General features: G+C 48.6%; 16 protein-coding genes. 1 reads left to right on the top strand and 15 read right to left on the bottom strand.

The window, feature by feature from the left end; translation table 11 throughout:
* Positions 1-29 precede the first annotated feature (29 nt).
* The 5 genes from NDK47_RS05500 to NDK47_RS05480 all read right to left on the bottom strand — a co-directional run bounded on the left by NDK47_RS05500 (position 30) and on the right by NDK47_RS05480 (position 3,335).
* Positions 30-773: a metallophosphoesterase family protein gene (locus tag NDK47_RS05500; RefSeq protein ID WP_251873860.1), complete on the bottom strand. Its 744-nt coding sequence runs from the start codon at positions 771-773 to the stop codon at positions 30-32.
* Between the two features lie 14 nt (positions 774-787).
* Positions 788-1,807: an aldo/keto reductase gene (locus NDK47_RS05495; RefSeq protein WP_251873859.1), complete on the bottom strand. Its 1,020-nt coding sequence runs from the start codon at positions 1,805-1,807 to the stop codon at positions 788-790.
* Positions 1,808-1,908: 101 nt separating this feature from the next.
* Positions 1,909-2,250 (bottom strand): SCP-2 sterol transfer family protein, encoded by a 342-nt coding sequence (locus NDK47_RS05490; RefSeq protein ID WP_251873858.1) that lies wholly within the window; start codon positions 2,248-2,250, stop codon positions 1,909-1,911.
* Positions 2,251-2,474: 224 nt separating this feature from the next.
* Complete coding sequence (locus tag NDK47_RS05485; protein WP_251873857.1) at positions 2,475-2,873, bottom strand: VOC family protein; 399 nt, start codon at positions 2,871-2,873, stop codon at positions 2,475-2,477.
* A gap of 27 nt (positions 2,874-2,900) precedes the next feature.
* Positions 2,901-3,335, bottom strand: coding sequence for a hypothetical protein (locus tag NDK47_RS05480; RefSeq protein WP_251873856.1), 435 nt, complete (start codon positions 3,333-3,335; stop codon positions 2,901-2,903).
* A gap of 489 nt (positions 3,336-3,824) precedes the next feature.
* Here NDK47_RS05480 and NDK47_RS05475 point away from each other — a divergent pair, with 489 nt between their 5' ends.
* A complete protein-coding gene (locus tag NDK47_RS05475) occupies positions 3,825-4,373 on the top strand; it encodes a hypothetical protein (RefSeq protein WP_251873855.1) in 549 nt (182 codons plus the stop codon).
* 106 nt (positions 4,374-4,479) lie between these two features.
* On the opposite strand, the gene gcvH is transcribed toward NDK47_RS05475, so the two are convergent.
* The 10 genes from gcvH to NDK47_RS05425 form a co-directional block, all read right to left on the bottom strand.
* A complete protein-coding gene (gene gcvH, locus NDK47_RS05470; protein WP_251873854.1) occupies positions 4,480-4,860 on the bottom strand; it encodes a glycine cleavage system protein GcvH in 381 nt (126 codons plus the stop codon).
* Between the two features lie 59 nt (positions 4,861-4,919).
* The gene (locus tag NDK47_RS05465) at positions 4,920-5,372 is read right to left on the bottom strand and encodes a redoxin domain-containing protein (RefSeq protein ID WP_251873853.1); all 453 of its coding nucleotides are present in this window, start codon (positions 5,370-5,372) and stop codon (positions 4,920-4,922) included.
* Between the two features lie 118 nt (positions 5,373-5,490).
* Entirely contained in the window at positions 5,491-6,039 is a 549-nt protein-coding gene (locus NDK47_RS05460) for a peroxiredoxin (RefSeq protein WP_251873852.1), read from the bottom strand.
* Between the two features lie 145 nt (positions 6,040-6,184).
* A complete protein-coding gene (locus NDK47_RS05455) occupies positions 6,185-7,393 on the bottom strand; it encodes an aminotransferase class I/II-fold pyridoxal phosphate-dependent enzyme (RefSeq protein WP_251876007.1) in 1,209 nt (402 codons plus the stop codon).
* 1 nt (position 7,394) lies between these two features.
* Positions 7,395-7,757: an arsenate reductase family protein gene (locus NDK47_RS05450; protein ID WP_251873851.1), complete on the bottom strand. Its 363-nt coding sequence runs from the start codon at positions 7,755-7,757 to the stop codon at positions 7,395-7,397.
* 63 nt (positions 7,758-7,820) lie between these two features.
* A complete protein-coding gene (locus NDK47_RS05445) occupies positions 7,821-8,810 on the bottom strand; it encodes a hypothetical protein (RefSeq protein ID WP_251873850.1) in 990 nt (329 codons plus the stop codon).
* Positions 8,811-8,847: 37 nt separating this feature from the next.
* The gene (locus tag NDK47_RS05440) at positions 8,848-9,393 is read right to left on the bottom strand and encodes a DUF4309 domain-containing protein (protein ID WP_251873849.1); all 546 of its coding nucleotides are present in this window, start codon (positions 9,391-9,393) and stop codon (positions 8,848-8,850) included.
* 207 nt (positions 9,394-9,600) lie between these two features.
* Positions 9,601-10,074: a hypothetical protein gene (locus NDK47_RS05435; RefSeq protein ID WP_251873848.1), complete on the bottom strand. Its 474-nt coding sequence runs from the start codon at positions 10,072-10,074 to the stop codon at positions 9,601-9,603.
* A 448-nt stretch (positions 10,075-10,522) separates the two neighbouring features.
* A complete protein-coding gene (locus NDK47_RS05430) occupies positions 10,523-10,750 on the bottom strand; it encodes a hypothetical protein (protein WP_251873847.1) in 228 nt (75 codons plus the stop codon).
* Between the two features lie 62 nt (positions 10,751-10,812).
* Positions 10,813-11,619, bottom strand: a complete 807-nt coding sequence (locus tag NDK47_RS05425) for a DUF2797 domain-containing protein (RefSeq protein ID WP_251873846.1) — start codon at positions 11,617-11,619, stop codon at positions 10,813-10,815.
* Between the last annotated feature and the right edge of the window lie 45 nt (positions 11,620-11,664).

The following is an 11,664-nucleotide window of genomic DNA, read 5'->3' as shown; positions in this document are numbered from 1 at the left end:
TTGTCTTATAGTATGTAACATTTGCTTGTTTACACACTCACATCGGACAACGCCGGTTTGTTTTTGGTTTGGACGGCATACACCTGGTATCCATCCGGCAGAATTTCCAAGCAATTCAATTGAGAGCCAAAGGTACATCCCCCGTCGATCCCGATTTTCCCCTCGCCAAACCAGATCTCCGGCTTTTCATGCAGGGTGCTGCACGTCGTATGGCCAAACACGACCGTGCGCTTTTCCCTGGTCGGGTGGTGGTAGAAGGGGTCCCGTATCCAGATCATTTCGTAGGGAGGCGTATCCTTCCAGTTCTCGTAGGCCGGATTGACGCCCGCATGCACAAAGATATGTGTCTCCGTTTCATAATAGTAAGGAAGCTGTTGCAAAAATGAGATATCTTCTGCATAATGCTCCCGAATATAGCCCTTCGCACGCTGGATGCTTTCGTCAGTGATTCCTTCAGAAAACCAGTCTTGCCCGCAGTATGCTTCGATCGTCGCCCGGCCCCCGTTGCGAAGGTAACGGTCTGTCTTCTCCTGATCGCTTTGAAGCAAGAAGTCCAGAAACATCTCATCGTGATTTCCTCTGATGGCGACCGCATTATACTGGGTGACCAGCTGCTTCACCTTCTGCACCACTTCCTTGCTCTTGGGACCGCGATCGATGTAGTCCCCGAGCAGAATCAAACGGTCGGTATCCGGTGAAAAAGAAATGAACGCCAGCAGTTCACAAAACTCGTCGTACATTCCGTGAATGTCACTGATGGCCAAAACCCTCATGTGGCAAATCCCCTTTACATCACTTTCTCGTCTATGGCTCTCCTGATTTCTTGCTGTATCGGCAAATGGTACGGACAAGCTTGCTGACACAACGGCTTTTCCCTGCAGGGCTCATAGGTCATACACGCGGCAAAATGATCCGCAGACTTTTGCCAGAGCTCTTCTCCTACCTCTAACAAGCCGAATTTTTCACGATATCTGGAAGGGATCAACGTATCCGGAATCCGTATTCCCAGTGGGCAAGAGCAGTAATTGCAGCGTCTGCAGCCGTGCTCGTCCAGCCCCACTGCCATTTCCTCCAAAGCCATGCGTTCCTCTGCTGCCACTTCCTGTGCCAGTGCTTCTATATTGAAGTCTACTTCTGCGATGCTTTGCATGCCGGAGAGAACGACATGCGCCGATGAAGCAGCGGAATAGCGAAGCGATTCTTTGACCTTTGATAAAAACGGGCCGGAAATCGGCTTCATCGCAATCATGCCGACATCCAGCGATTCAGCCATCGGCATCAGCTCCTGCTTCGCAAAGGGCTGCACCATACTGAGATGAAACAGCACGGTGGCAAACGGATAGTCCTGCAGCCAGCGAGTCAAAAGCTCAGGACGATGGCCGGTGATCCCGATGTGTCCCACATATCCTTTTGCCCTCATCTCTTCGGCTGCGCGCAAGGCGCCATCTGCCTTTTTCACATCTCGATATTCATGCGGATAGTTGACGTAGTGAATTTGCAGGATATCCAAGTAATCTGTCTGCAACCGCCGTAAGCTTTGCTCGATTTCCTGCATGGCTTCCTGATACGTCCGCTTTTGTGTTTTCGTTGCCAGCACGTATTCAGAGCGGCGATGGCTGATGGCCTTCCCCAGCTTCTCTTCACTGTCTCCGTATTCCGCCGCCGTATCCACGTAGGTTATCCCGCGATCCAGCGCATGATTGACCACCCGGTCCGCCTCCGCCTGATCCAAGCCGCGCAATCGCATGGCGCCAAAACCCAGTGCCGAGACAGACAATCCTGTTTTCCCCAGTATTTTTGTTCTCACACTCCCTTACCTCCTGCGGATATTATAACATGACCCTGTCCAGGTCCGCGCATCGGGCAACTCCCCCTGATTGACCGAAAAATGAAAAACGCCGCTTTTCCTCACTGACACGTGAGTCGAAGCAGCGCATCCAGTTTTAGTTGATCGCGTAGAGGGCCTTTAATCGAAACCGACTGTCTGGCGCCCAGGTAAACCAGCTCGTCGCCGCCAAACATGCGCTCTAGATCCTGTCTTTGACCGGATACCAGCACATGAATCGGCTCCAGCCATTCCCTGCAAGCCACCTCTTCTGAGGAAAAGTGCAGGCAGTAGCGCAAACCTTCATCTACTGCTTCGATTCCCACCCGCCTCTCCCATCCTGCCATGATTCCTTTCAAATGGCGTTTGCTGCCCACCTGAACCACCACGCGGTTCAACATGGAATCAAGATGTCCGCTTCCCATACGCCGCCCCCCTTTCCGCTCTTCCAAAGAAGTTCCCGGCCCTCTTGGTCGAATCCTTTGGCGAGACGTAGCAAGGGTTGTCGGGCTCTGTCAAAGCGCCCGTTTTCTTCTCGACATTTCCTGCAAAAAAAAGACATCCTTTATCCGTACGCCCCGAAGCGCTCCAAAAAGATGTCAGGATGATCTATCTGTTCATCAAATTCATTTTATTTGTCCGATTGGTCTTATTCGTCTACATCCAGCTCGTCTTTGTCTAACCGCACTTCCAGATGGTGTCCATCCGGTGTTTCAAAATAAAGATTAAAGCTGGTCGGGCGGGTAATGGGCCCGCGATAACAGATATTTTCCGCTTCCAGCTTGTCGACGAGATAATCAAGTTCAGCACGGCTGGTCAGCGAAAACGCAAGATGATCCACTTGTCCGACGCCATTTTTCCCTTCATCGCCCGTATATGGATGGAGACCAATCCTCGTGTAAGTGCCAATTTGAAAGTAGATAGGCGCCCCTTCTTCGATGTCTTCCTCAGGAATGGATACTTCCAAGATGTCCTTAAAAAAACGAGCGACCTTCACCACATCCCGGCAATTTAATGCGATATGATGCACGCCTTTCAAATGAAACATTTACACTGCCTCCTACGTCAACTCAGGTCAAGCGCTGCGCTTCGACATTTCCTTGCGTCGATTGTAATGCTTTAAGCGTTCACTTAAACGCTTCAGTCTAAACAACAGCGCTTCACGCCATTCATGATCCTTCAGTTCTTTTGCAATCCCCAGCAAATCCAACGAGATGTCAATCTGCTGCTTCAAAACTTCGGAGAAGCTTCCCGCTTCATCCGTCATTGTACAATTCTCAAATAACTCCGATGTATTGTCAACACTTACGAAGTCAGCAAAATCAACTTCAGGTGCTTGATCCCCTTGTGCGTATTCTACAAGAATCTCGTACTCTCCCTCAATGCCAGGATGTACTTCGATTCGATCACAAACCGGACAGAACATGATAGGCACGTTGTGCACCAACGTCTTATAGTGACGAACCGTTCCTATCGACCCGATCATTCCGGCACCACAGCAAAAACTCATGTCTCCCCCTCCTTTTTACCAAACAAAAACACGGATAAAAGTCGTTTTCCTCTCTCTCAAACAAGGACAAAAGTCCCGGATAGAAAGAAATTGCCCTCAGATAGATCCAGCTTTTTGTCTGTACTAGCATTGTAGCTTACGAGATACTGTCGACTCTAGTCGAAAATCATACCAGTTCGCAAAGGATGGAATATATTTTCTATTGTATCGAAAAAAAAATGAAAAGACCATCGTTTTCTGACTACTTGGAACGTTTTACTAGCAATAGGCCATTGATACCATTTTGATTAGGACTAAGGTTTCTATTTTCGCTTGCGAATTTTCACATTCGGCTCGGGGAATATTTCCAGTCTAAACAGAGAACGCCAAGCATGTTTTTTTTGCTACTGATCATGAGGGATGTAACCAGAGTATTGTTGCACGTACCCATTAAATAGCCTATCATGGATAGTAAATATTTGGAAAATGGATTGAATGGAGGACAGTCTATTGAACAAGAATGGAGCCTATACTCTATTCGCACTGGTCGGGTTATGCCTCACTTTATATGGATGCAGCATGACGAGTATAGAGGCTGCGGGGGCGGACGGAGAAAAACAAGCGTTGCTGGAAGAAATCGCACAATTAAAAGACAAAGAAGTTGGCTTACAAAACATGATCAAACAATATGTTGAAGAGACAAATTTCATACTAGACGAGGTATCCCCGTTACTGCCTGTATTTTCGTTCAAAACCGAAGAGGAGAAAATCATTCTGGAGCGAGCCAAAAGCTGGTTACAAGCAACCGACAAACAACGGAAGCCAGACGCCCCCCCTCTCGACAAAAACCTTGTCATTCTCAGCCTGAACGCAAACGGAGTAGGAGATAATGACATGTACATCATCGATGTCATTTTTTATGAAAAGCAAGACCCTGACGAGATTGGCAAAAGCGAATGGCCAAGACCAATCGGAAAAAGTTTCATCGGCTACGGTCAAATCAGACTAAAACAGAAACAAGGAAATTGGGAGGTGGCCGAGTTCATAGACAAGTTCTAGCGCCCCAAATAAAAAACAGCCTTAGTCTAGTTCATTCCTAGACCAAGGCTTTGCCTACAGGACCTGGGATCTCACCCCGGTCTTTTGTTATGCATTCTGGAAAAAACTACTCTTTTACCATCGCTTCGTATTTGTCCGCGTCCATCAGCTTGTCGAGCTCACTTTCATCAGACAGCTCTACCACGATCATCCAGGCTTGCTCGTACGGAGAGGAGTTTACCAGCTCAGGTGCGCTCTCCAGCTCGCCATTTACTTCCACTACTTTTCCGCTGACAGGAGCGTACAGCTCAGAAACCGTTTTTACGGATTCCACGCTGCCAAAAGGTTCGTCTTGTGTAATTGTAGAGCCTACTTCAGGCAATTCAACAAAGACGATGTCGCCCAGCTCGGATTGAGCAAAAGAAGTAATACCAATATGGACCTTGTTTCCATCGACACGAACCCACTCGTGTTCTTCACTGTAACGAAGATGTTTCGGGAATTCCATCGTTCTCGTATCCTCCTATCAGGTTCAATCATGTACCTCATATTAATTGGACATAAGGCCTAGGATTCCTCTTCAATCCCCAAAATTCGGTGAAGACGTTTTTTCACCAGGTTCAGTCCCTTTTCGCCGGCCTGGAAGTGGCGAAGCTGAAGGTTTTCATCGAAGAGATAGAAAGCCGGCACGTATTCGTTCTGGAAAGCGTCTACCGTCTTCATTTCATTATCAATCGCGATGGGATGGGTCAGATTGTGTTCGACGATTGTTTCCTTAATCTTTTGGATATCCGTATCGGATTCAGAGCGAGGCATGTGGATTCCAATGACTTTCAAACCGTTGGCTGCGTATTTGTCACGCCATTCGAGGATTTGCGGCATGGATTCTTTGCACATGTAACAGCTTACGGACCAGAAATGGATCAGAACAGGACTTCCGGCCAAATCAGCCTTGGAGACCTGCCCGTTCACCCACTCGGTAATCCCCGGGAAATCAGGCAATTCTTCACGCAAACGCATCAAGGACAACTCCTTTCAAAACGTCTTGGATTTTTAAAAAAAGGGCCTAACCTCTGTTAGACCCTTTGTAAAACCGGCAAGCCTTTATGGCTGCTCTATCTTGCGTGTTGGTTTATGCTTACTTCGCAGTCAGATGGCCTTGGCCTGGACGCCAGTTGGCTGGGCAGAGACCGCCGGATTGCAGAGCTTGCAGAACACGCAGAGTTTCTTCTACGGAACGGCCGATGTTCAGGTCAGTTACCACTTGGTAACGCAGAACGCCTTCTGGATCGATGATGAACAGACCGCGGAATGCAACGCCGCCCTCTTCATCCAGTACGCCGTAGTCGCGAGCAGTTGTTTTCAGGAAGTCGGAAGCGAGCGGGTAATTCAGGCCGCCCAGACCGTTTTGATCGCGAGAAGTGTTGATCCACGCGCGGTGGGAATGCTTGGAGTCTACGGATACGCCGAGAACTTCTGCATCCAGGTCTTTGAAATCTTCGATGGAATCGCTCATTGCGATGATTTCAGTTGGGCATACGAACGTGAAATCGAGTGGATAGAAGAAAAGTACCAGCCATTTGCCGCGGTAGTCGGAGAGAGATACCTTTCCGAACTCTTGACCGTTGCCCAGTGCTGTTTCCATTGTAAAATCAGGAGCTGGAAGACCTACAAGACGTTGTGCCATATGTAAAACCTCCTTGGAATAAGTTTTTTGCCTACATGTTCCATGATATCAACCATGTTCTTTATAGTCAATACAATATAGGAATTATTTCAACTAATTGTCGTTTTTGCCGCACCAGCTATATCCTTGCCGCTGGGAAAGCCTGTTATTCATCTTTTTTATCGGTTTCGCTTCCGTTCTTGGCAAATAGCAAACCGCATTCCCCGATGCGTTTCGCTGCCTCCCGCAAGAGCCCCGGAGATTGAACCAGAGCGATGCGTACATATCCTTCCCCTTGCTTGCCAAACGCGCTGCCAGGCACCACGACGACGCCCGCCTCCTCCAGGAGGGCAAAGGCAAACTCTCGCGAAGTCCAGCCAGCCGGTATTCTCGCCCAGACAAACATCGTCGCTTTGGGCGGCTCAATGGTCCAGCCGACATCATGCAGCGCTTCGATCAATACGTCACGCCGCTCTTGGTAGATGGTAGCTACGGTGCTCTCTTCCCCCGATTCGCGATCATGGCGCAGGGCAGCGATGGCCATCCTCTGTGTCGGCAGGAACACCCCGTAGTCCACATTGGATTTGACCACGGCCAGCGGTTTGATAATCTCGGCATTTCCGACGACGTAGGCAATCCGGCAGCCCGCCATGTTGAAGCTTTTGGAGAAGGAATTGAATTCAATCCCCACCTCTTTCGCCCCGGCTGCCTGCAGGAAGCTGGGTGGACGGTAGCCGTCAAAAGCCATTTCCGAGTATGCCAGATCGTGGACGACGATCACATCGTACTTTTTGGCAAAAGCCACGACCTCTTCGAAAAAGGAGAGCGTCGCAACGGCAGAAACGGGATTATTGGGATAGTTCAGAATCATAAAGCGGGCACGCTGGGCCACCTCTGCGGGAATCGCCGCAAGATCAGGCAAGAATCCGTTCTCCGCGAGCAACGGCATCGGATAAGGCTCTGCTCCGGCCAAATGGACACCTCCCGCATAAATCGGGTATCCGGGATCGGGAACCAATACCATGTCACCCGGATCGGACCAGGCCAAAGCAAAATGCGCCAGACCATCCTGGGAGCCCATCAGAGAATGGACTTCCTCGCGCGGGTCAAGCTCTACACCAAATCGGTAGTGATACCAGCGGGCCACTTCCTCGCGAAACGCCTGAATTCCTTCGCTCATCGGGTATCCAAAGGCGTCCGGCTCGCGGACCGCCGAGGCCAGTACCTCTACGAGCTCGGGGGAGGGCGGCTGATCTGGACTGCCGATACTCAGGTCGATAACCGGACGCCGCTCGGCCACGATTTTCTTGCGCTGCGCCATCTCTGAAAATATCGCCGATGCCAGATGCTCCAGACGACGGGAGGGGATGCGCATCTCAGCGGTTCCCCCAGGCTTTTTCGTACTCATCTTCCTTAAATCCAACGGTCACGGTTTGACCATCGGAGACAAGCGGCCTTTTGATCAGCTTGCCGTTGGAGGCGAGCAGCTTCAGCATCTCATCTTCGGACATCGCAGGCAGTTTGTCTTTCAAACCCAGCTCGCGGTAAAACTGGCCGCTGGTATTAAAAAATTTATTCAGCGGCAGCCCGCTCGCCCTCCACATGCTGTGCAGCTCGTCTGCTGCAGGCGGTGCATCCACGATTAGAATCTCTTCAAACGAAACACCATTTTGCTGCAGCCATTGCTTCGCTTTTCGGCAGGTGCCGCATTTGTCATAGAGGTAGGCTTTGATTGTCATGCTTGGATTTCCTCACTTTCATCCACTTTTCCATTGTTTGCTTTTATTGTAAAAGAGACAGGCTCAATACACAATTGACAGCGTTTCGTGAAAGGTGACATGCTTTGCGGCTGTACGGGGAATTTCCAGCAGGATATACGGATTCACCAGGGAGTGGTCCCTGCTTTTCGCGTAATCATACGTTTGATAGGAAACGGTAATCTCGTCAATCCACACGCTGACATCTTCAATTTCTACCGAATCCGTCGGAGAGAAATGCGTTTTGATCAGTACATAGGTAGTCTCATTATCTACCAGATACTCCTGCTTCCAGTCCTTGCTCGCCAGCAGCGGCTTCAGCCACTCCTGTACCTTTTCGGGTACCTCTTCATATTTGACAACCTCATATCGCTTTCCTGTCTCCGGCGCCGTTTTGACAAACAGGTCGTTTACTCGCTCCACTGTCCAGATTTGATTGTAGCCCGGCCATTTTTTCATCTCAATTTCATAGGCGGTGTTGTCGGTCGTGGTGACCAGCAAAGTCCGCGGATTCACTGTGCGGCTGGTGGTCTGGAAACTCTCCAATTGCTTGTTCAGGCGATCCTTTACAAAGCGGCGCAGCACCCACTTGTAGTCCCGGCTGCGCGGGTCCGCCATCATTTCCCGTTTCTCCTCTTCCGTGATCAAATAACTTCCGCCTTTATCATCCATGCTTTGGAAGGTATTGATGATGGCATCGCGGTCTGCGAGCAGCGGCTCCTGTGCCTGATGCTGAAGATCCGCTGACTTTTCCCCATGCGCTATTGATTCTCCTGATGGCTCATCCAAAACGGACGAGGGCTGCTGTTGCTCCCCATTTGTTGGAATCCCCCCAATGCTTTTCTCTTCAGTGAGCCTTTTTGCATATTGGCGTTGCTCTTCCATTCTTGTGCGAAGTGATTCATTTTCAGACTGCAGCCTGTTCACCTCAGCTCTTTGCTGCTTGAGCTGAACATCACTTCCCACAATGTACCCTGCCCAGGCACTGGCGCAAATCGTTACTGCACTTGCTGCGGAAATGACCCAGATACGCATGGGTGACCCCTCCTTTCTGGTTCAAAGGAATACACTCTTATCTATCTGCCAGCGCAATACTTACTCTAGTTATCTCTCGATTAACCGAATCTTCCCAGATAACAAAAATCAATTGATAATCTCCTGTCCGATACTTCAGATAATAACCGCCGTACGCTTCATTTTCGTATTCGTCAGATGGCTGACCCAACGCCTTGCGGATATCCTTCTCATGTACCGTGATTTGAAAGAATGAGGGCGAGACCGTTATTTTGTTCATTTGTATATCGTCCGTTATTTGTTCATTTTCCTGACTGCAGGCATCATGCTGGTAAAAAAAGACCGCATCCGTATCTGGATGATCGAAAGAGTATGTCCAGCATTCGTCATTCGAAAAGCTTTTGGGCTTTCCGTAGCGTTCTTGAACCTCCCCGAGAGTTGCCCCTAGCGGAAGATCAATTCCTTTCATCCTTCCGTTCTCCGCTTCGCTCTTCATTTCCTTCAACAATTGATGCAGCGGCTCCAATTCCTCCGATTCAGCAGCCATACACCCAGTTAGCACAGAAAAGATCATAAACACGATTGCAAAGAATCGAAACTTCATTCCGATACCACAGCTCCTTTCCTTTCCCAATAAAAAAGCAGCCGATTCCCTCTGGCTACTCTTTATCAAGACGTATGTGATTTGGATTTTGTTTCCATACCTTCTCCGGGTTCTTTTTCACCCGGAAAACCCGGAACAGCTTCCGTTCCGGGATTGACCTGCCACATCCGGGCAAGCGACGAATATGGAGTGATTGATGGAGCCATGCTAATTGATCGTAGATAGGTCCAAACCAATGATCACATATACAGGAAATTTTTCTTCATTTAGAAATTGAAGTTGGTAATTCTCAGGCGATAAAAGCTCCTTCTCTTCTTCACTTGATAGTTCCTTCTTAAATTTGATTTCTTGGGAAAGAATATACGTTTCTTCTATCATGCTGGACTTAAATTGAATAACAGGTGGAGATTCTATAAGTAGATTCCCTATTTTGTCACTTCCTATCACATCACCAAAAGTATAATAGATGGGACTTTCCGTATTCAGCATTTTTTCTCTCAGCTCAGTAGACAACCATATTTCAATATTAAGATTGGCCGAATTACCGTCCCTGGATATTTCAAGTACGGAATTCTTCATATGTTGCCCCGTGATCTCAGTAGAATATTCCGCAAAAGATTTGTAAGATTTGCTTTCCTTGATCGGTTCCGGTAACGTTTGAATCGAAGTCTCATTGTTCACTGTTAAATTCTCTGTTTGACAGCCACTTAGAATCAATAGCAAAATAAAGCAGGTTTTCCAGATGGTTCGACTTATTCTATTACAAAGGCTTCGCATCCTTCTCAGAGTATTCATCATAAGAGTAGTCAGCATAGACACGAGTTGAACTTACCGCCCTTCCATCTACGTATTTAGTTATATATCCTTTTGTATCAACAGCTCTTGACCCGAACTCAATTGTGGTTACTCTCTTGGCGGGTATGTTCCAAGTGTAGGTTGTAGTTATGGTTGTTTCTGTTCCCAATGAAACTTCTGCGCTAAATCCTACCTTTGCATTTAAGACATTTAACCACATATCCATGATTTTGTAAATATTTGGTTTCGTTTTAATTCATATACTCATTATGCATTTTTTTTCAAAATAAAAAAGCAGCCGATTCACTGGCTGCTCTCTTTTCATAAGACGTATTTATTTGGATTTTGTTACCATACCTTCTCCAGGTTCTGTTTCATCCGAAAAAGCTGGAACCGCTTCCGCACCGGGATTGACCTGCCACATCCGGGCAAGCGGCTCGTAACCAATGCCTAACGGATCAAGCTCGGCAGCTTCCGCCAACGTTCCCGTCAAAGGCTCTGTATATTCGATGCTCTCTTCCATACTTTCTTCCATACTCATTTCCATGCTTTCCTCAGTCATATCGCCCAACCTCCTCCCTGATCACACCTGTGCTTCTTTAGTGTGAAGGGAAAAAAGCAGCTTTATGCGGAGGCCGTCACCTGTACCTGATAACCGGCGTGCTTTCTGGTTTGGAACACACCATTTTCAAAAATCAGGTATTGCGCCTTGGCGCCGATCAGCTTGCCGCTGATACTCTCCTGCTTGTCCAACGACAGGGAGTTGATTTTGTCCAGCGACTCCAGGATGGGGTAGGTGATATCCACCCACTCGTCTTCCCGATAGCGAAACGGCTTGAACTCGTCGGGAAAATGGGCGTACACCTCGTCTCGCAGGCTGAGCAAATCCACCTCGCGGACGTCACCTTTCAGCATTTTGCGCCAATTGGTTTTGTCCGGGAGAAACTGACTGAGATGAAACTCCAGCTCGCCTGCCATGCGGCGCGTTGGCACTTCGGCAATCGGGATTGCACGAATCGCTCCCTGATCGACCCAGCGTTTCAGTTGGTTGTTTTTTCGCGTCAACCCTACCTTGACGTCGCTGGAAACGGCCAAATACACGTAATGGGGAATCATGCAATGGGTTTCTCCGAAGCTGGTATCCCGGCACGTCCCCTGGTCAAAATGGCATTCATGCGGCTTTACGATACAGAGGTCGTTTTCAGGAAGCTTGGTAAAGCAAGGGTAACAATACCCGCTGTTAAAGGTTTTGTTGGTTTTTCGTCCACAGGCGATGCAGTTTTTTTGTCCCAAAAATGAGATCGTCAGCTCACTGCCCAGCCACTCATTTAAAGGCAGTCTTTCTTCGCCCAATTGCAGATAGTAGTCTACAGGCTGCTCCTTCCCATGGTACTCATGGGTCAGCCCGTGCAAAATACCGCGGAGTTCCACGATTTCCTCTCCTCTCCTATGTACGGTGCCTCCATTTTACCATAT

Source organism: Brevibacillus ruminantium (assembly GCF_023746555.1).
Classification (GTDB): Bacteria; Bacillota; Bacilli; order Brevibacillales; family Brevibacillaceae; genus Brevibacillus; species Brevibacillus ruminantium.
This window is presented reverse-complemented; position numbering and strand designations above follow the sequence as displayed.

What these genes read in the sequence shown, in the direction of transcription:
- NDK47_RS05500 (WP_251873860.1), bottom strand. Translation starts at nt 773, where the DNA reads ATGAGGGTTTTGGCCATCAGTGACATTCACGGAATGTACGACGAGTTT.
- NDK47_RS05490 (WP_251873858.1), bottom strand. Translation starts at nt 2,250, where the DNA reads ATGGGAAGCGGACATCTTGATTCCATGTTGAACCGCGTGGTGGTTCAG.
- NDK47_RS05485 (WP_251873857.1), bottom strand. Translation starts at nt 2,873, where the DNA reads ATGTTTCATTTGAAAGGCGTGCATCATATCGCATTAAATTGCCGGGAT.
- NDK47_RS05480 (WP_251873856.1), bottom strand. Translation starts at nt 3,335, where the DNA reads ATGAGTTTTTGCTGTGGTGCCGGAATGATCGGGTCGATAGGAACGGTT.
- gcvH (WP_251873854.1), bottom strand. Translation starts at nt 4,860, where the DNA reads ATGGAATTCCCGAAACATCTTCGTTACAGTGAAGAACACGAGTGGGTT.
- NDK47_RS05465 (WP_251873853.1), bottom strand. Translation starts at nt 5,372, where the DNA reads ATGCGTTTGCGTGAAGAATTGCCTGATTTCCCGGGGATTACCGAGTGG.
- NDK47_RS05460 (WP_251873852.1), bottom strand. Translation starts at nt 6,039, where the DNA reads ATGGCACAACGTCTTGTAGGTCTTCCAGCTCCTGATTTTACAATGGAA.
- NDK47_RS05455 (WP_251876007.1), bottom strand. Translation starts at nt 7,393, where the DNA reads ATGCGCATCCCCTCCCGTCGTCTGGAGCATCTGGCATCGGCGATATTT.
- NDK47_RS05450 (WP_251873851.1), bottom strand. Translation starts at nt 7,757, where the DNA reads ATGACAATCAAAGCCTACCTCTATGACAAATGCGGCACCTGCCGAAAA.
- NDK47_RS05445 (WP_251873850.1), bottom strand. Translation starts at nt 8,810, where the DNA reads ATGCGTATCTGGGTCATTTCCGCAGCAAGTGCAGTAACGATTTGCGCC.
- NDK47_RS05440 (WP_251873849.1), bottom strand. Translation starts at nt 9,393, where the DNA reads ATGAAGTTTCGATTCTTTGCAATCGTGTTTATGATCTTTTCTGTGCTA.
- NDK47_RS05430 (WP_251873847.1), bottom strand. Translation starts at nt 10,750, where the DNA reads ATGACTGAGGAAAGCATGGAAATGAGTATGGAAGAAAGTATGGAAGAG.